The sequence below is a fragment of the Pseudescherichia vulneris NBRC 102420 genome (assembly GCF_000759795.1).
In the GTDB taxonomy this organism is placed as follows: domain Bacteria; phylum Pseudomonadota; class Gammaproteobacteria; order Enterobacterales; family Enterobacteriaceae; genus Pseudescherichia; species Pseudescherichia vulneris.
In genome coordinates, this window is record NZ_BBMZ01000030.1 from 1 (window position 1) to 18,178 (window position 18,178).

Below are 18,178 nucleotides of genomic sequence, written 5' to 3' on the forward strand. Positions count from 1 at the left end.
ATTTTACAGAGGAGGTAATAATATGCATCTGCAACGTCTTATTTTCCCGGAAACTCCGGTACATATCCCTGTTTACGGGGACACAATATCCGCCGGGTTCCCCAGCCCTGCGGCCGATTATATAGAATCGGGCATAGACCTGATTTGCCAACTAATCCCGCACCCCTCCTCGACATACACGCTCCGCGTGTCGGGCGATTCAATGATAAATGCCGGGATCACCGATGGCTCTTATCTCCTCGTTGATTTCAGCATTCACCCTCAGCATGGCGATATTGTTGTCGCGAACATCGCCGGGGAGTTCACCGTTAAGCGACTGGTGACTCACCCGGTGGCCCAGCTGGTGGCTGAAAATCCCGCTTACCCACCCATAAAAATTTATGACGCCGACGGTTTAGAAATTGTCGGCGTTGTCATTTCTGTCATCACTACGCTGCGCCGAAACCATGTTTGCCCTCGTTGATATGAACAGCTTCTATGCGAGCTGCGAGACCGCGTTCCGGCCGGATCTGGTTGGGCGGCCGATTGTCGTGCTCTCGAATAATGACGGCTGCGTTATAGCCCGCAGCGCCGAGGCCAAACACCTGGGCATTAAAATGGGCGTGCCGTGGTTTCAGCTTAAGGCTGCACGGTTTCCGGAACCGGTGATCGCGTTCTCCAGCAACTATGAGCTGTACGGCGACATGTCGCACCGCGTCATGACCACGCTTGAGGAAATGTGTCCGCGTGTGGAGGTGTACTCCATAGATGAGGCGTTTTGCGATCTGACAGGCGTGCGTAACTGCCGGGACCTGGCCGATTTTGGACGGGAGATCCGCAACAACATCCGGCGCTATACGCGTATCTGGTGCGGCGTCGGCATTGCGCAGACCAAAACGCTGGCAAAACTGGCGAACCGGGCGGCGAAGCAGTGGCCACAAACAGGCGGTGTGGTCGACCTGTCGAACGTCGAGCGGCAGCGCAGGTTAATGGCCCTGATGCCCGTCGACGAGGTCTGGGGCGTTGGCGGGCGCATCGCCAAAAAGCTCCAGGCGATGGGGATCGAAAATTCTCTACAGCTGGCGGATACCGACATCCGGTTTATCCGGAAACACTTCAGCGTCGTGCTGGAGCGAACCGTGCGCGAGCTGCGCGGCGAGTCCTGCCTTGAATTGGAGGAATTCGCGCCGGTGAAGCAGGAGATCGTCTGCAGCCGCAGTTTTGGCGAACGCATCACGGACTACGAAGAAATGCGCCAGGCGATCTGCAGCTATGCCGCCAGGGCGGCGGAAAAATTACGCGGGGAGCACCAGTTCTGCCGTTACATCTCCACGTTCGTAAAAACGTCGCCTCACTCCGGCGAACCGTATTACGGGAACAGCGCCGCCACGCGACTGATGACGCCTACCCAGGACACGCGCGACATTATCGCGGCGGCCACGCGTTGCCTCGATACAGTATGGCGGGACGGCCACCGTTATCAGAAGGCGGGTATTATGCTCGGGGATTTTTACAGCCTGGGCGTGGCGCAGCTCAACCTCTTTGACGATAACGCGCCCCGGGCAGACAGCGATGCGCTGATGGCTTTAATGGACCAGCTAAACCGACAGGGTAGGGGTACGTTATATTTTGCCGGGCAGGGGATCCAGCAGGCCTGGCAGATGAAGCGCGAGATGCTCTCGCCACGCTATACCACGCGGTGGTCAGATCTGCCGATCGTAAAAGCAAACTAAAGGAGTCCAAGATCCCGACAGTACAACATTCTTCGTCATCAAAGCAGCGGCGATAGTGATGACTATTTTGATCAAAATTCGAGCTGCTTTGGGTGTCATCGGGGTATTCTTGAGCAAAATTCTTCTCCAAAACGATTGCCAACTTATTGAATATTATATGGTTCTATTAAGGGTGTACAAAGGGCAAATCAGCGCTCCGATTCTCATTCAACCTATTGTTTAGTATAAATAAATTTGTCATTTGGGAAGTATGTTTTGCGCATATTTTCGGTGGCGGTTACGCTGCGGGCTACTATGCCTACATCTGGACGCAAATGCTGGCCGATGATGGCTACCAGTGGTTTGTGGAGCAGGGCGGACTGACCCGCGAGAACGGTCAGCGGTTCCGGGAGGCGATTTTGTCACGCGGCAATAGTGCTAATTTAGCTGAACTTTATCGGATATGGCGCGGGCACGATCCGAAGATTGAGCCGATGCTGGTGAATCGGGGGTTAAGCGCGTAGGGCGTATTCAGGTTTGAAACAGAACCGGGCGCGATGCCCGGTTTTTTGTTCGTTTTTTTGCTTCCCCAAAACCTCTCCAATTAATCAACGTTCAGTTTAGCAATGCTGTTAATAAAATCATGTTTTTAAAAACAGTGTTGACTCTGATTTCTAAATGAGTAAATTAGAACTTACCAGCACAGTGAGGGTGTTTAGAAGTATCAGGGTAAGCCATTTGCTATAAAGGCCACGAAGTTTGTAGTTTGGGATGTAGTGTAATTTCAAGCCGCGTAGTTATTGTGCTGGTTGGCAAAATGGCAGTGTTAGCGCGACGATGTAAGGCCTTGTTTTTATAGTTTAGCTGGCGGTTTTTTATGACCGTGTCGGCAAAAGGCAACGCATTAAAGAGTCTATGTCGCGATGGGGATGTGCTTGTTTAAGTTGCCACGTTTATGTTTTGAGAGCGTTGGCTGGTATGTAACAGAATAAATAGCGGGAGGTTTTTTAGTCTTAATGCCCAATATTATCTGTAGTAAACGGGTGCATTTAAAAGCAGTACAAATTGCAGTAACAATTCCGTAAGTGGATTAATGTTAACTCTTCACTCCGTAGTACCTTAAAAGCTCTGGCTGCAATGGTCAGGGCTTTTAAGATTACTCAAGCGGCCTCTGAATTGTAAATTTCCCACGCCAGTCCTTGACAAAACTAATCTTGCTTATCAAATCATAAGAGTCCACTATGCGTCATCGGTTTGGCATACAGACCTTATGAAAGCAGTTTTAGTAAAGCAGTCCTCATTTCAAGCGTTATCTATAGATACTCTTCTGCATGAGCCTCCTCCTAAGTGCCCAATAAGTCCTCATCTGCAAGCAGGCCATGTTCGCCACAATATGTGGCTCAAGAAAATTAAAGGAAGTATCTATGTCTAATAAAATGACTGGTTTAGTAAAATGGTTTAACTCTGAAAAAGGCTTCGGCTTCATTACGCCAACAGACGGCAGCAAAGATGTCTTTGTACATTTTTCCGCTATCCAGAGCAATGATTACAAAACGCTGGACGAAGGGCAGAAGGTTGAGTTCTCGATGGAGAATGGCGCCAAAGGCCCGGCTGCCGGAAACGTTGTCGCGCTTTAAGCGCCGATAATGACACGAACGCTTACGACAGCGATGACGGTCTGAGCCTGAGCAGATAAGTGAACGTGATAAGAAACCCGCCATGAGCGGGTTTTTGCGTTTCAGGCCTTCCGTGGGAGTCAATTAAGCGATTGTGACATGTTTATTGCCCGGCGGCGCTACGCTTGCACGGGCCTACGGTCTGGCATGATGTGTAGGTTGGGCAAGCGTAGCGCCGCCCGGTTATTTCTTCCCCAAATGGTTTATTTCCATTCAAATCTTGTAGTTTGAGGATTGAAAATGATTGCTGCATATTTCCATTTTTTACCAGTGAGAATCTGTTCTATGCAGTTGGTTGCATACAGATCGTCTGGCGGGGAAAAACGTGCGTACTCAGATTCTGCAGTAAGCTTGAATTCGTGAGAGACACTTACTGTCTGGTGACCTTCATCATTCACACTGCATTCACACGTAACCCTTGCTTCATAAAACGCATCCGGAAGTCCCTCTAGCATGCAGCCAGTGGCCCATTGCAAAAGCTGTTCATTTGAATATTTCGGCTGAGTGGTCGGTGCTTCTTGCTGATTTTTTATCAGCCGCTGAAGCGTGTTGAGAAAGGAAAACATGTCACCTCCTTGTTTGTTCCAAGGATAGCATAGTCCGGTAAATGAACCGATGCCGAAAACCGTGACGTGGAAGGTGCAGAACAGCGAAAGGTGACCCTGTAACTTCTAATGCCCTTGAGAGTCGTTCAGGGCCCACGCCTTGCCGCTTCGCTGGTGGTATTGATAAAGCTTACCTATACTCCAGGAGCAGCAAAAGCTGCCATCTTACCTGGAGTTACCCATGAAAAGCGTTAATCTGAACGTTTCAAAAGATCAGCAAAAAAATTCTGACAAGAAGTCTGGGTCTGACACCAAAAAGCCAAAACAGGATAAAAAATAGCGCTTCGCTAACATCCTTTTACTGCCGTTTATCGTGCTGGAGGTCCTATGTCCGAACGCCCCGATATTCTTGACCCGCTACCTTCTGACAGACCGGACCGGGACGATCCCGACCGTTATCCGCCAGATGATATCGACCCTATTGACCCTGACGATCCCGATTTTGACGATCCTGATATTGATGACCCAGATATCGACGATCCCGATCGTACAAGGCCTCTCTAAGAATAGCCGCCTACGGGCGGCTTTTTGTTAACACAGCGTTCATTCTTTTGTCACAAAGACGCTCTATTAGTAGACCTGATGGAATCAGATAGGGACTAAACCGCTAATAAAGGTAGTTACATTTTCCTTTTTTAGGAATAATACTAGTCGTGGTGGTTTCTGTTAGAAAATTAGGTCGTCAAAATGAAAAGAAAAATGCTGTTATCGTTACCGCTCCTCATCGTAGCAGGGGCGGTGTGTACCGGTTTTATGTACAACAATAAACCCGCTTACATTACGAAGGCTGAATCTCGCGTCGACTCCTATCTCTCAAACAGCTACGGTCCGGGAAAATGCGGCATCTCGCCAGCAGAACAGGGACATTGGGATATGGAGTGTCAGCGTCATAGCGGCAAACTGGTGTTGAAGTACGCGGTTTATCCAGCGGATAAAGCCCCTTACGCAGTCGCGACGGATTACTATCTGGTCGCAGTGAACGACGAAGCGAAAAAGAGCGCGACCATGGGTCTGATGCGCTATCTGAAGATCGATACCGGCGTACAAAAAGGTTAACTACGTCGTTTAACCTTCGTTAAGAAATGCTGTGCGATGATAGTGCCGATCCGCTATTCCGAATAATGAACCCCGGAATAACGTACAGAACAAAATAGATCTATCCATGCAAGCATTTGCCGCCAGTATCACTGGCGGTTTTTTTATGCCTGATTTTTACGGTAGTCTCGTGGTGAGAGGGCGAAACGCTGGCGAAAGTGATGGCGCAGCGAGGCGGCGGTGGCAAATCCTGCCTGGGCTGCGACCTCCTCCATACTGAGATCGGCGTTAGCCAGCAGCGTCCGGGCACGCGCCAGACGCTCCTGCAAGATCCAACGTGCCGGGGTGGTTCCGGTTGCCTCATCAAAACGACGTAAAAAGGTTCGGGGGCTCATGCCAGCCAGCTTCGCAAGGGAGGCTACCGAATGCGTGGCGGCAAGCTGACGATGAAGGTAGTCGAACACCTGTCCGAGCCGCTGGCTCTCTCGCGATCTGGCGACCGGTCGAGCAATCTGCTGGCTTTGCGAGCCGTCACGATGGGGCTGAACGACCAGTCGCCGGGCCACGTTATTGGCAACGTCAGTGCCGTAGTCGAGGCGCACCAGATGCAAACAGAGATCGATCCCCGCCGCGCTGCCTGCCGAGGTCAGCACGCTCCCCTCATGATAATAGAGCGCATCATCAAGCACCTCGATGGCGGGATAGCGCTCCCGCAGCAGCGGCGTATAGCGCCAGTGGGTCGTGGCACGCTTGCCGTTAAGTAGCCCGGCGGCGGCCAGCGCAAAAACCCCGGAACAGATAGACATAATTCGACAGCCCCGCGCATTGGCTTCGCGCAGCGCCTGACATAATGCCTCCGGGACCGGGCACTCCGCGCCGCGCCAGCCAGGGATAATAATGGTATCGGCCTGTGCCAGCAGCCCCAGGCCGCCATCGGCCACCAGCCGAATACCTCCGGTGGCACGCAGTTCACCTTCCTCTACCGACGCCACGGCAAAACGGTACCAGTTCTCCCCTAGCTCTGGGCGCGGCAGGCCAAATACCTCCACGGCGATGCCAAATTCAAACGTGCAGAGGCCGTCATAGGCAACGGCCACGACTAGCGGTTGGGGGGAAGGTAAGGTTGTCATTATCCTGGCGTTTTCTGGCATAGCGGTAGGCGGTGGGTCGATCAAGTTTACGTTAGCTTAGTGTTAACACAACCAAGGAGAAACTACCATGAGCTACGTAAGCGAATTTCCCGCCGCCTCCGCACAGCAGGCCGCTGGGCATTTTCTACAGCGCCTCAGCGTTGAAACCGACTGCGCCGATGTCCACCATGCGTTAACCCACCATGAGCAGGATTTCGCCTTGCTGCACGTGGTTGGCAGCGCTGAGGCCTTTGCTAAACGCCACCTGCCCGGTGCGGTGCACCTCCCGCATAGCCAGATGACCGAGGAGAAGATGCGTGAGTGGCCCACCGGGACGCTGTTTGTTGTCTACTGCGCCGGGCCACACTGCAACGGTGCCGATCGCGCTGCGCTGAAACTGGCGCAGCTGGGCCTGCCGGTAAAGATCATGATCGGCGGTATCACCGGCTGGGAAGATGAGGGCTATGCCTTCGCCAGTGGTGATTAGCGTTAGCACATGAGTATTTTTCATGTCCCGTGAATTATTCTCGGTTGCATCGCGGCGAGGAGTGTGACATATTTTTAGACATATAGCCGTCCAGAAGGCTAAATCGTTTAAATCATGAACTATCACGTCGGGTTATCATTGCCCGACGGCAAGGAGATCACCATGCAGCGTCACCACTCCCCGTTCCGCGCCGATGTTGTCGGCAGTTTCCTGCGCCCGGATGCTATCAAGCAGGCGCGAATCCAGTTTGCCGCGGGTGAAATCGATGCGGGCCAGCTGCGCGCGGTGGAAGACAGTGCGATCCGCGAGGTGGTTGAGCAGCAGTGTGCCTGCGGTCTGCACGTGGTCACCGACGGCGAATTCCGTCGCGCCTGGTGGCACTTTGACTTCTTTGACGGCCTGCAGGGCGTAGAGCGTTACGATTCTGACGCGGGTATTCAATTCAACGGTGTCCAGACGAAAGCCCACGGCGTGCGCGTGACCGGCAAGCTGGGCTTCGGCGATCATCCGATGCTGGAAGACTTCCGCTTCCTACAGAGCATTAGCGGCAGCGCCCAGCCGAAGATGACGATCCCCAGCCCGAGCGTACTGCACTTCCGCGGTGGCCGGAAAGATATCGACAGCACGGTCTACCCGGAGCTGGACGCCTACTTTGACGATCTGGCAATCACCTGGCGCGACGCCATTCACGCATTCTATGAAGCAGGCTGCCGTTACCTGCAGCTTGACGATACGGTCTGGGCTTATCTCTGCTCAGACGATCAGCGCCGTCAGGTCCGCGAGCGCGGCGAGGATCCTGATGAGCTGGCACGCATCTACGCTCGGGTACTGAACAAGGCGCTGGAGGGCAAGCCGGAGGATTTGACCATCGGTCTGCATGTTTGCCGCGGCAATTTCCGCTCAACCTGGATCTCCGAAGGCGGCTACGAGCCGGTGGCTGAAGTGCTCTTCGGCCAGGTCAACGTCGATGCCTTCTTCCTGGAGTATGACAACGATCGCTCCGGCGACTTCGCCCCGCTGCGCTTTATCCGTCCGGGTAAGCAGCAGGTGGTGCTGGGTCTGATTACCACGAAAAACGGCGAGCTGGAAAACCCTGAAGGGATCGAGGCGCGTATCAAGGAAGCGGCGCAGTATGTCGATATCAATCAGATCTGCCTTAGCCCGCAGTGCGGCTTCGCCTCGACGGAAGAGGGCAACAGCCTGACCGAAGCCCAGCAGTGGGACAAGGTCCGCTTGGTGACGCGCATTGCCGAACAGGTCTGGTAAGTATTAAGAGGGGCAGATTTTCTGCCCCTTTTTTTATGCTTTTGCCGCACTGAGTCCGCTGTCCCACGGCCTGATCTGCATTCCGCGCAGCATCATCAGCCAGGCTAAAACAATCGTCGCCGCCAGGATGGCAAACAGCGTCCAGCCCGGCAGGGTGGTTAGAATAATGCCGGTGGCCAGCGGGTTCATTGCCGCACCAAGCCAGCCGAGGGCCTGGGCTGAGAAATAGCTCGCCTTCATGCCCGGCGGGGCAATATGGTCGATCAGCATATATTCGCCCGGAGCATAAATGATCTCCCCAACAGTGAACACGGCGGCTGACAGCCCCCACAGCCAGAGCTGGCTGCCAGAGATCATAAAGCCCAGCAGACCAAGGACAAAGCAGAGCGTGCCGACGGCCATCATCGGGCGGATATTGTCGGCCCGCAGCGTGCGGCCAATCACGTACTGGAACATAACCACGATAACCGCATTCACCGGCAGGACCAGCGCCACCACTTTCTGCGCAAAGGCATTATCGGCTACGGCCATGACGTACTGCGAAATACAGGAGGCAAAGGAGCCGCTGGCGAATGAGGCCAGCATGCCGGAGAGGGTAAACCACAGCAGGGCTTTATCATGCAGCAAAAGCGACGGTGACCAGGGCTGGAGGGTCTCCTCCTCGTGCTTAACCATGACGCGCTGGACCCAGATCTGGATAAACACCAGCGGGAAGGCAGCGCAGGCCGCAGCCAGCCAGAAGGGCAGCTGGCTGCTCTGCATCACCAGCAGGGTGCCCAGCGGCGGGCCAATCGTCCAGCCGATGTTGAGAAACGAGTAGTTAAGCGAGAACACTTTTGACTTCGCCGCCGGAGCCAGCGTATCGGAGAAGTAGGCTTTAACCACGGTGGCGAAGACCGAGTAGGCGCAGTTGATAATGGAGAATAAGATCACCACCAGAACTGCGTTATGGCTAAGGGGAATGCCGATAAAGCTAACCACGAAAATGGTGATGGCAATCAGCATGTAGCGCTTCTTATCAAACTTATCGGCAAGAATGCCAAAGCCGAGGCTGAAGACGACGCCGACGGTCATGGCCACGGTCATGGCAAATCCGACCTGGTCAACCGCCATACCGTACTGGCTGTTGAGGTAGATGGTCATAAACGGCAGCGTCGCGCCGCGTCCGATGGTTAACAGCAGTGATGAGGCGAGCAGTGCGATGATGGAGCGTTGCTGAGATGTGATCATGTTATATCCGACAGTGCAGTGTTTTTTATTTTTTGCGTTCACTATCAGCAATACCATGCCAAACGCGCACTGTATAGCGACCACATTTATCTCATCGCACAGCGTGACCTACTGAAAATTGTGATCTGTCTCTCGGCGGATTTTTACGATAATGTAACATTTTTACAAAAACTGAAACTTCAGGGGCAGGTATGACGCGGAAAGACGGACTACTGGCATTGCTGGTGGTGGTAGTTTGGGGACTTAATTTTGTTGTAATTAAGGTCGGGCTGCACAATATGCCCCCCCTAATGTTGGCAGGTCTGCGTTTTGTACTGGTGGCCTTTCCGGCGCTGCTATTTGTTGCCCGGCCGAAGGTGCCGCTGCGTCTGCTGCTGGGTTACGGCCTGACCATCAGCTTTGGCCAGTTTGCCTTTCTGTTTAGCGCGATTAAGTTTGGCATGCCCGCCGGGCTGGCCTCGCTGGTTTTGCAGGCGCAGGCATTCTTCACCATCGTCCTTGGGGCGGTAACCTTCGGCGAGCGGCTTCAGCTTAAGCAGGTGCTGGGGATTACCCTGGCGATCTTTGGCGTGCTGGTGCTAGCGGAATCCAGCCTCAACGGTCAGGACGTGACCGTGCTGGGCTTTATGCTGACTCTGGCGGCCGCCTTCAGCTGGGCCTGCGGCAATATCTTCAACAAAAAGATCATGCAGCATTCGTCACGCCCGGCGGTGATGTCGCTGGTGGTCTGGAGCGCGCTGATCCCGGTGGTACCCTTTATGGTCGCCTCGCTGATTTTCGATGGCCCGGCGCAGATGTTGCAAAGCCTGGTGCAAATTGATATCACCACCGTGCTGTCGCTGATCTATCTGGCGTTTGTCGCCACCATCATTGGCTACGGGATCTGGGGAACGCTGCTTGGGCGTTACGAAACCTGGCGCGTTGCGCCGCTCTCGCTGCTGGTGCCGGTGGTCGGCATGGCCAGCGCCGCGCTGTTATTGGGTGAGACGCTGAATGGTCTGCAACTGCTCGGCGCTGCGCTGATCATGGCTGGCCTGTACATCAATATCTTTGGCTTCCGTCTGTGGCCGTCAGTTGCCGCACGCTAAAAAAAGCCCCGCACAGGGCGGGGCAAGAACGTATTAGCCGTGCTTAGTTGTAATAGGGCACGCCTAACTCGTCGGATTTATCACTTTCGGAACCCATGTGATTTAAGTCAAACGGTGACTGGTCATGGGCCGAAGGCATAATCATCGCGTCGCGCTGGTTTTGTTCACTAGGGCGCGGCTGCTCCGCAAAGCTATTGCCAGAAAACAGCGCCAGCAGGGTAAGGGCGGCGGAGACGGTAAACTTCATGATTTCCTCGATACGTCTAAATACAGGCGGTTAACAGTTGTAATGGTTTAGCGGCAGCAGATAACGGGCCTCACCGTGCATACTGGTCATGCGATACTTATGCGGCGGCACGTCGAAATAGTTTTTAAACGTTCGGGTCAACGTCTGCTGTGACTCAAAGCCGTAGCGCTCTGCCAGGTAGAGAATCGGCTCGTTGCTCTGCTTAAGCTTCTGTGCGATTTCAGTAAGCTTGCGGCTGCGGATATAGTGACCTAATGAGTGCCCGGTCTCTTTCTTAAACATCCGTTGCAGGTGCCATTTTGAATAACCCGAACGCTCGGAGACTTTCTCCAGCGACAGCGGTGACTCCAGGTTATCCTCGATCCAGTCCAATATGCTATGAATAGTAATGGCGTCATTATTGCGTCTGGACATCATTATACCTCTTCTGTTTACGGCAGTATTTTCTTGAGCAAGTACTCAAGGGTTGCCACTTCATCTGCCGTTAAGTTTTTTGTTAGTTCCTGATGCAGGTCTTGCCCCACTAATTTATGGCCTTGCTCACAAAGCGCTGCGCCGTCAGCGGTAAGCTGGATCAGCACGCCGCGCTTGTCATGCGGATTAGGCTGACGCTCAATCCAGCCTTTGCATACCAGTCGATCCAGCATGCGGGTGAGTGCCCCGAGATCGACAGACAGCACTTTTTTTAGCTCTACCGGCGTGATGCAGGTCGCGCAGCGGATAGAGCAGAGCACCTTAAACTGCGTCGCTGTGATATCCAGCGGCGAAAGGTAATCGTTTAATAGGCGATCTTTTTTCTGGTTGACCATGTGGATCAAGCGGCCCAGTGGGATGATTTCGTTGAACAAGTCACTGGTGCTTTTCACGATGGTTGCCCCGGCAAGTAGATTAGTCACGGCAGATACTATTGCCGGGGCAACTATAAGTCAACTGAATGCATTAACTTATGCCACAATTTGCTAAAACGTTTCATGCACCAATTTTTTAGCAATAACTAATAAATTAATAACTGTAATTTATACATTGGCTTAGCGGATTGTCCGCTGCACATGCAGGGGCTTTGCGCATATAATAGGCATCAACGTATCCGCTTCATGGAGTGCACCTTATGCAGGATCTGTTCAGGGCAATTGGATTAGGGCTGGTGGTATTGCTGCCCCTGGCGAACCCGTTGACTACCGTCGCGCTGTTTCTTGGCCTGGCGGGCAATATGAATGCCGCCGAACGTAACCGTCAGTCGCTGATGGCGTCGGTTTATGTATTTGCCATTATGATGGTTGCCTGGTATGCCGGGCAGGTGGTGATGAATACCTTTGGTATCTCGATTCCGGGGCTGCGCATCGCCGGGGGACTGATCGTCGCCTTTATCGGTTTCCGCATGCTCTTTCCCCAGCAGAAAGCACATGAGTCCCCGGAGGCCAGGAGCAAAACGGCCGAACTGGTAGACGAGCCGGACGCCAATATCGCCTTTGTCCCGCTGGCGATGCCCAGCACCGCCGGGCCGGGAACCATCGCGATGATCATCAGCTCGGCTTCCACCCTACGTCACAGCTCTACCTTTCCGGATTGGGTGATCCTGGTTGCGCCGCCGCTGATTTTCCTGCTTGTGTCGGTGATCCTTTGGGGCTGTCTGCGTAGTTCGGGTGCGGTGATGCGGCTGGTGGGAAAAAGCGGTATTGAGGCCATCTCCCGGCTGATGGGCTTTCTGCTGGTCTGCATGGGGGTGCAGTTTATCATTAACGGCGTGCTGGAGATTATCTCCAGCTATCCACTCTCATAATAACGAAAACGTAGGCCGGGTAAGCGCAGCGCCACCCGGCGTAAACGTTATTGAGTCTGCTCTTGAAGCTCAGCGTGTTCTTCCAGTACCGTGGGCCAGCGGCGGAATATCACCACAGACCACACTAGCGCCGCCAGCGCAGGGACTGCGCCCACGTAACCCACGTTAGCCATTGACCAGTGCAGGCTCACCTGGTTACCCACCAGCGCGCCCGCGCCGATGCCGAGGTTAAAGATCCCTGAGAAGAGCGCCATCGCCACATCGGTGGCGTCCGGGGCCAGCGACAGTACCTTCACCTGCATACCGAGGCCGATGATCATAATCGCAACGCCCCAGAATACGCCGAGCACGGCAAGGTACGTTGTGCTGTGCGAGGCGGGCAGCATCAGCACCAGCGACATTGTCAGAACGGCAATTGCGCCGCTGACCAGCGTGGAGGCGTGCAGGTTGCCCAGCTTGCCAAACAGAATGCTGCCGATGATCCCTGCGCCGCCCAGGATCAGCAGCAGCACGGTAGCGAAGCTGGCGCTCAGTCCTGCCACGTGCTGCACAAACGGCTCAATGTAGCTATAGGCGGTGTAGTGCGCAGTGACCACCACGACCGTCAGCAGATAGATACTCATCAGCGCCGGGCGACGAACCAGCAGCGGCAGGCTTTTCAGCGAGCCGGAGTGTTCGCTCGGCAGCCTCGGCAGCAGCTTCGCCAGGCAGAGCAGGGTGATCAGCGCCCCAATGCCAATAATAAAGAAGGTGGTGCGCCAGCCGAAGTATTGCCCGACGATCCGGCCTATCGGCAGCCCCAGCACCATCGCCAGTGCCGTACCGGTAGCCAGCAGGCTCAGCGCCTGGGCACGCTTGCCCGGCGGTGCCACGCGAATAGCGAGCGAGGCGGTGATCGACCAGAAGATAGCATGCGCGAAGGCAATGCCAATCCGGCTCACCACCAGCACGGTGAAGTTCCACGCCAGGAAGGAGAGCACGTGGCTGGCAATAAACAGCACAAACAGCACGATCAGCAGCTTGCGCCGCTCTACCTGGCTGGTGAGCAGCATAAACGGCAGCGACAGCAGCGCCACCACCCAGGCATAGATGGTGAGCATAATGCCCACTTCCGGGGTTTGCATCCCGAAGCTATCAGCGATGTCAGAGAGCAGCCCGACAGGCACAAATTCCGTGGTATTGAAGATGAAAGCCGCAATGGCCAACGTCACGACGCGCAGCCACGCAACTTTGCGTGAAACAGTGTTCGTTGTCATAAGGTTATAGTAGTGTTGATGAGGGGAAAAGATGGGGCGATCTTAAAACTTTCACTGGCGAAAAGACAACCATTTTGTGATTTAGATCTCATTTTAAACCCGTAATAAAAACGCTCTTTTCCCTAACGTTGATGGAAGCCATGAAAAAACGGGAATTTATCACTCAGGATCTGCTCAGCAAGATCTTTCAGACGGCCAGCGAGCCGTTACATAAATTACCCGCCGAGCGCGAACTCGCCGAAGAGTATGGCGTGTCGCGCTACACCGTGCGGGAAGCCTTAAAAAAGCTGGTCAGCATCGGCATTATTCGTATCGTGCAGGGCTCGGGGATTTACGTCAGCGAAAACGCGCGCAGCAATCCGCTGGTCTACAACTCCATCACCGAAAAACGCTTTGATCAAATGCGCTATCGGCTGCTCAGCCTGCATAAACGGCTGCCCAGCAAGGAGCAGCAGCAGGTATTTGGCATCGGGGAAAATGAGTGGCTGTGGCACTTCTGTCGCCTGCGCTACGTGGACGAGCGCTGTACGCAGATTGAAACCTCCAGCCTGCCGCTGGCGCGCTTTCCCGATCTCAATCAGCAGGCGATCGAAAGCTCACTGCAACGCTATGCCATCGGCAAAGGCCTGACGCTGTCCCACTTTCTTACCCACTATCAGGCGGTAGCGGTGGATAAAGCCCAGGCCGCGCTGCTCGGCTGCAAACGCGGCACGCCCGCCATGAAAATCACCAATCGCGGCATACTTTCCGGCAGCGAGGTGTGGATCTTAAGCGAAGTGATCGACATTCACTACGAATGTACCTACGTTACGCCGTTCAACGCCGACAACCTGCGCTTTCGCAGCGGCAGTTAAGGCGTGTGCATCGCCCCGTTCGGCAGGCGGCTTTGCGTCCATTCATGTGGACGATAGACCACCGGGAAACGCGCCAGCGCCTCTTCATCCACCTGCATGCCAATCCCCGGACGATCGAGCGGATACATATACCCGCCCTCCGCCTGCGGCGCGTTGGGGAACACTGCCAGGGTATTCGCCTGCGGCGGGATAAACTCCTGAATCGCCGCGTTGTGCAGGTGAATATTAAGATGGGTATTTACCGCCACGCCGACGGGGGTCATATCCGGCGGCCCGTGCCACGCCAGCCGCACGCCAAACGCCTGGCACAGTACCGCCAGCTTGAGCGCCGGGGTAATGCCGCCGATCTGCGATACATGGCAGCGGATAAAATCGATCTGCCGGTTGACGATCAAATCGTGCCACTCGGCCGGGTTGTTAAACAGCTCGCCCATTGCCAGCGGCACGCTGCTGTGTGCCCGAATCTGCGTTAACCAACCGCTCTGCTGTGGCGACACGATATCTTCCAAAAACCAGGGCTGATAAGGCTCCAGCGCCTTCGCCAGCTGAATTGCCTGCTGCGGAAACAGCCGCTCATGCACGTCGTGCAGAATATGAAAACGGTGGCCGTACTTCTCGCGCAGGGCTTTAAACATAGCGATAGTATTCGCCATGTATTCGTCCTGATCGTAGTAGGCACCCGCCGTCGGTTCGCGAGTGGCATGGAGATCCTGCGGCGTACCGCCGTAAAAACCGAGCTGGCAGCGAATGTAGCGATAACCTTGTGAGAGCAGGTCATCTACCTGGGTATAGAGTTCATCCATGCTTTCACCGGCAGCATGACTGTAAACCGCAATCGCGTCTTTCGATTTACCGCCGAACAGTTGATAGAGCGGCATTCCCGCCAGCTGGCCTTTGATATCCCACAGTGCCATATCCACGCCTGCGATGGCGTTATTCATCACCGGACCATTTCGCCAGTAGGCGTTCACCTGCATCATCTGCCACAGATCTTCGATGTGGTTGCCATCGCGCCCCATCAAAAGTGGTTTCAGGTATTCATCCACCATGGTTTTTACCGCCAGCGGCCGCTGCTGAAACGTGGCGCAGCCATAGCCGACAAGATTTTTATCGGTGGTGACTTTGACCAGCACCAGGTTGTGGCGATCCGGGCGGGTGATGAAACATTCAACGTTGGTGATTAAAGTGGGTGTCATGGTCGCTCCTGACGGCTGACTGAAAGCAGGTTACGGAGACTATTATTCCTGCTCTTATTTATCGATTTCCAGCACTTTATTTTGGTCCGTGCAGGGAGGGTAAATGATAAAAAAAGCAGACCAATTTGACCTTATTGTTATTTGTATCGCCTTTCTGTACGGGTTATGTGAGCGTTATCACTTTTTATTGGTCTGTTTATCGCTGCCGCCTTCCCGTAGACTTCTTCAGCATTGAACATGCCGTCATCGTGGCAGATAAGGAGCCAGCAAATGAGTAATCCAGCCATCATCAACGCGCTAATTCAAGGCGTTGGCGGTCGAGAAAATATCAATAAAGTCTGGCACTGCATGACGCGTCTGCGCTTCGATCTGGTGGATGAGGCGAAGATCAACCAGCAGGCCGTGACCCAGCTACCTGGCGTACTGGGCGCACAGCTGCAAAGCGAGCAGTATCAGGTCATTATCGGCCCGCAGGTGAATCAATGGTATCAACAGATCGGCGGTGACGTGACCGCTGAGCCAACCGGTGAGGCACCTGCCAAAGCCAAGAAAGGCCTAATTTCGCTGTTTATGGATACGGTGTCCGGCGTGTTTGGCCCCATCGTACCGGCTATCGCGGGGGCGGGGATGATCAAAGGCTTGCTGGCCGGTTTTATTGCCATGAATCTGCTGTCAGCGAAAAGTGACACTGTAATGGTAATCGATATGATCGCCAGCGGCGTGTTCTGGTTCCTGCCGTTTTTCCTGGCGGTATCCGCCGCCAAGATGTTTAAAACCAACGAATATTTAGCGGCGGCCGTGGTTGCCTGCTTGATGTATCCTTCCCTGATTGAGGCGGCCAAGCAGCTGTCGAGCGGTGCGCCGGGGGCGGTGCAGGCCTACTGGTTTGCCGGTGTGCTACCGGTGTCGATATTTAACTACGCCTCCAGCGTCATTCCGGTCATCTTCTCGGTGCTGGCGCTGAGCTATATCCATCGCGCAGTGGATCGGGTCATGCCGGAGGTGCTGAGAACCGTGTTTACGCCGACCCTGACGCTGTTTATCACTGCGCTGGTGGCGTTGGTGGTGATTGGTCCGGTGGGTATCTGGCTGGGCAAAGGGCTGGCGTGGTGCATTCAGGGGCTGTTTGATACTTCATCGGTGCTGGCGGGGTTGATCGTGGGCGCGATCCGTCCGGTGGCGATCCTCACCGGCATGCATCATGCGATGACGCCCATTGCCCTGCAAAACTTCAGCGAACACGGCTACGACATGCTGATGCCGATGATGTGCATGGCCAACATGGCCATTGCAGGCGCCACCTTCGCTATCTGGTTCCAGAATCGTCATCGCGACGATCGCACCGTGACGCTCTCTGCGGCCATCTCTGCGCTGCTGGGCATCACCGAACCGGCGCTGTTTGGCGTACTGACCAAAGAGAAACGCGCGTTTATTGCCGCGACCATTGCCAGCAGCGTGGCGTCGGCGTTTATCGCTTTCTTTGGCGTACGGCTGTTTGGCTACATTCTGTCCAGCATCTTCAGCCTGCCAGCCTATATCGGGCCGTGGTTCCCGTATGCCATCTCCGGCGTGCTGATCTCGCTGGTGATGTCGTTTAGCCTGACGCTGCTGTTAGTGCGTCGCGGTGCGGCAAGCTAACGACAATCGACAACTATCAGGGCAGGCGGGCGATGTTAGCGGCAATGACGCTTGCCGAGTGTTGGAACTTCGCCTGCTCATCCTCGGCCAGCTGCAGTTCGATGATCTGCTGAACGCCGTTCTGGGCCAGCACCGCCGGTACGCCGATGGCGATATCTTTCGCGCCATACTCTCCATCGAGCACGCAGGAGATGGCTAACGCCCGATGGCTACCGGTGAAGATATTGCGGCAGATCTCGACGATAGTCCCGGCAATGCCGTACTCAGTGCAGCCTTTACGGGCGTAGATATCAAAACCCTGACGGCGAACCTGTTCCGCCAGACGCTCACGATCCAACTCTTGACCGGTCTTGCGCCGATAAACCTCGGCGATGGGTGAACCGTACACCGAGGAGTGGGACCAGACCGGGAACTGGGTATCGCCATGCTCGCCAAGGATAAAGGCATCAATGCTCTGTGCGCCAATATCCAGCGACTGGGCGAGAGAGCGGCGCAGACGGGTGGTATCCAGCCATACGCCAGTGCCAATCACCTGGTTACGCGGCAGGCCAGAGAGCTTCCACACCTGCCAGGTGATAATGTCACACGGGTTGGTGGCGATCAGAAAGATGCCGTTGAAGCCGTTCTCCATCATCTGTGGCACGATCTTTTTGACGATTTTGGCCGTATTGGTCAGCTCGTCCAGCCGAGTCTGGCCGGGCAGGAGCGGCCCACCGGAGACGGTGATCACTGCGATATCGACATCCGCGCACTCGCTGACGTCACGGGTTGAGATAGTCATCATCCCTGGCATATAGGCTGCGGCATCTGCCAGATCCTGGGCGTGCCCCTCGACGCGATCGCGGTTGAGATCGACCAGAATCAGCTCTTCGGCAATGTTCTGATTTAGCAGGGCGTAGGCAGCCGATGCACCGACATTGCCGGTACCAATAATCATGACCTTACGGGCTTTGGTATTCATTCTTTTTCCGTTAACCGTTAATGGCGACCGTTTAAAAA

Annotated in this window: 20 protein-coding genes and 1 pseudogene; 12 read left to right on the forward strand and 9 right to left on the reverse strand. The window is 54.7% G+C overall.

Annotated features, from left to right (window positions below):
- Positions 1-22 precede the first annotated feature (22 nt).
- From EV102420_RS18635 to cspE, 4 genes and pseudogenes are all read left to right on the forward strand, one after another.
- The gene (locus EV102420_RS18635; protein WP_042395188.1) at positions 23-463 is read left to right on the forward strand and encodes a LexA family protein; all 441 of its coding nucleotides are present in this window, start codon (positions 23-25) and stop codon (positions 461-463) included.
- Positions 447-1,712: a Y-family DNA polymerase gene (locus EV102420_RS18640; RefSeq protein ID WP_042395053.1), complete on the forward strand. Its 1,266-nt coding sequence runs from the start codon at positions 447-449 to the stop codon at positions 1,710-1,712. The genes EV102420_RS18635 and EV102420_RS18640 overlap by 17 nt, the downstream gene beginning before the upstream one ends.
- A gap of 254 nt (positions 1,713-1,966) precedes the next feature.
- Positions 1,967-2,215: pseudogene (locus EV102420_RS18645) on the forward strand (M3 family metallopeptidase); the annotation flags it as partial.
- 900 nt (positions 2,216-3,115) lie between these two features.
- Positions 3,116-3,328 (forward strand): transcription antiterminator/RNA stability regulator CspE, encoded by a 213-nt coding sequence (cspE, locus tag EV102420_RS18650; RefSeq protein ID WP_042395059.1) that lies wholly within the window; start codon positions 3,116-3,118, stop codon positions 3,326-3,328.
- A 242-nt stretch (positions 3,329-3,570) separates the two neighbouring features.
- Here cspE and EV102420_RS18655 read toward each other — a convergent pair whose 3' ends face one another.
- Positions 3,571-3,933, reverse strand: coding sequence for a hypothetical protein (locus tag EV102420_RS18655; RefSeq protein WP_255211697.1), 363 nt, complete (start codon positions 3,931-3,933; stop codon positions 3,571-3,573).
- Positions 3,934-4,299: 366 nt separating this feature from the next.
- Here EV102420_RS18655 and EV102420_RS22570 point away from each other — a divergent pair, with 366 nt between their 5' ends.
- On the forward strand, positions 4,300-4,476 hold the full coding sequence (locus EV102420_RS22570) for a hypothetical protein (RefSeq protein WP_165570675.1): 177 nt from the start codon (positions 4,300-4,302) through the stop codon (positions 4,474-4,476).
- Positions 4,477-4,671: 195 nt separating this feature from the next.
- Entirely contained in the window at positions 4,672-5,028 is a 357-nt protein-coding gene (locus EV102420_RS22400; protein ID WP_115084546.1) for a hypothetical protein, read from the forward strand.
- 143 nt (positions 5,029-5,171) lie between these two features.
- Here the strand turns inward: EV102420_RS22400 and ftrA are convergent, their stop codons facing one another.
- The gene (ftrA, locus tag EV102420_RS18665) at positions 5,172-6,158 is read right to left on the reverse strand and encodes a transcriptional regulator FtrA (RefSeq protein WP_042395067.1); all 987 of its coding nucleotides are present in this window, start codon (positions 6,156-6,158) and stop codon (positions 5,172-5,174) included.
- Positions 6,159-6,225: 67 nt separating this feature from the next.
- Between ftrA and EV102420_RS18670 the strand changes: the two genes are divergently transcribed.
- Both EV102420_RS18670 and EV102420_RS18675 read left to right on the forward strand, forming a co-directional pair.
- Positions 6,226-6,624 carry a rhodanese-like domain-containing protein gene (locus EV102420_RS18670; RefSeq protein WP_042395070.1) on the forward strand — a complete coding sequence of 133 codons (399 nt, stop codon included), beginning with the start codon at positions 6,226-6,228 and terminating at the stop codon, positions 6,622-6,624.
- Between the two features lie 162 nt (positions 6,625-6,786).
- Positions 6,787-7,890 (forward strand): cobalamin-independent methionine synthase II family protein, encoded by a 1,104-nt coding sequence (locus EV102420_RS18675; protein ID WP_042395074.1) that lies wholly within the window; start codon positions 6,787-6,789, stop codon positions 7,888-7,890.
- A gap of 33 nt (positions 7,891-7,923) precedes the next feature.
- On the opposite strand, the gene ydeE is transcribed toward EV102420_RS18675, so the two are convergent.
- Positions 7,924-9,120: an efflux MFS transporter YdeE gene (ydeE, locus tag EV102420_RS18680; RefSeq protein WP_042395194.1), complete on the reverse strand. Its 1,197-nt coding sequence runs from the start codon at positions 9,118-9,120 to the stop codon at positions 7,924-7,926.
- Positions 9,121-9,311: 191 nt separating this feature from the next.
- Here ydeE and eamA point away from each other — a divergent pair, with 191 nt between their 5' ends.
- On the forward strand, positions 9,312-10,208 hold the full coding sequence (gene eamA, locus EV102420_RS18685) for an O-acetylserine/cysteine exporter (RefSeq protein WP_042395076.1): 897 nt from the start codon (positions 9,312-9,314) through the stop codon (positions 10,206-10,208).
- Positions 10,209-10,251: 43 nt separating this feature from the next.
- On the opposite strand, the gene marB is transcribed toward eamA, so the two are convergent.
- From marB to marR, 3 genes are read right to left on the reverse strand one after another with little or no spacing between them, the layout of a single operon-like run.
- A complete protein-coding gene (gene marB, locus EV102420_RS18690) occupies positions 10,252-10,455 on the reverse strand; it encodes a multiple antibiotic resistance protein MarB (protein ID WP_042395080.1) in 204 nt (67 codons plus the stop codon).
- 30 nt (positions 10,456-10,485) lie between these two features.
- Positions 10,486-10,869, reverse strand: coding sequence for an MDR efflux pump AcrAB transcriptional activator MarA (marA, locus tag EV102420_RS18695; protein WP_042395197.1), 384 nt, complete (start codon positions 10,867-10,869; stop codon positions 10,486-10,488).
- 17 nt (positions 10,870-10,886) lie between these two features.
- Positions 10,887-11,321, reverse strand: coding sequence for a multiple antibiotic resistance transcriptional regulator MarR (marR, locus tag EV102420_RS18700; RefSeq protein WP_042395082.1), 435 nt, complete (start codon positions 11,319-11,321; stop codon positions 10,887-10,889).
- 242 nt (positions 11,322-11,563) lie between these two features.
- Here marR and EV102420_RS18705 point away from each other — a divergent pair, with 242 nt between their 5' ends.
- Positions 11,564-12,235 carry a MarC family NAAT transporter gene (locus tag EV102420_RS18705; RefSeq protein WP_042395085.1) on the forward strand — a complete coding sequence of 224 codons (672 nt, stop codon included), beginning with the start codon at positions 11,564-11,566 and terminating at the stop codon, positions 12,233-12,235.
- Between the two features lie 47 nt (positions 12,236-12,282).
- Here EV102420_RS18705 and EV102420_RS18710 read toward each other — a convergent pair whose 3' ends face one another.
- Positions 12,283-13,491 (reverse strand): sugar transporter, encoded by a 1,209-nt coding sequence (locus tag EV102420_RS18710; protein WP_042395087.1) that lies wholly within the window; start codon positions 13,489-13,491, stop codon positions 12,283-12,285.
- Between the two features lie 140 nt (positions 13,492-13,631).
- On the opposite strand from EV102420_RS18710, the gene EV102420_RS18715 reads away from it, so the two are divergent.
- Positions 13,632-14,345: a GntR family transcriptional regulator gene (locus EV102420_RS18715; RefSeq protein ID WP_042395090.1), complete on the forward strand. Its 714-nt coding sequence runs from the start codon at positions 13,632-13,634 to the stop codon at positions 14,343-14,345.
- Here EV102420_RS18715 and EV102420_RS18720 read toward each other — a convergent pair.
- Positions 14,342-15,541 (reverse strand): enolase C-terminal domain-like protein, encoded by a 1,200-nt coding sequence (locus tag EV102420_RS18720; RefSeq protein WP_042395093.1) that lies wholly within the window; start codon positions 15,539-15,541, stop codon positions 14,342-14,344. The two genes, EV102420_RS18715 and EV102420_RS18720, sit on opposite strands and share 4 nt — an antisense overlap.
- Positions 15,542-15,811: 270 nt before the next feature.
- Between EV102420_RS18720 and EV102420_RS18725 the strand changes: the two genes are divergently transcribed.
- A complete protein-coding gene (locus EV102420_RS18725) occupies positions 15,812-17,179 on the forward strand; it encodes a PTS transporter subunit EIIC (RefSeq protein WP_042395096.1) in 1,368 nt (455 codons plus the stop codon).
- A gap of 16 nt (positions 17,180-17,195) precedes the next feature.
- On the opposite strand, the gene EV102420_RS18730 is transcribed toward EV102420_RS18725, so the two are convergent.
- The gene (locus EV102420_RS18730) at positions 17,196-18,140 is read right to left on the reverse strand and encodes an L-lactate dehydrogenase (RefSeq protein ID WP_042395098.1); all 945 of its coding nucleotides are present in this window, start codon (positions 18,138-18,140) and stop codon (positions 17,196-17,198) included.
- Positions 18,141-18,178 lie beyond the last annotated feature (38 nt).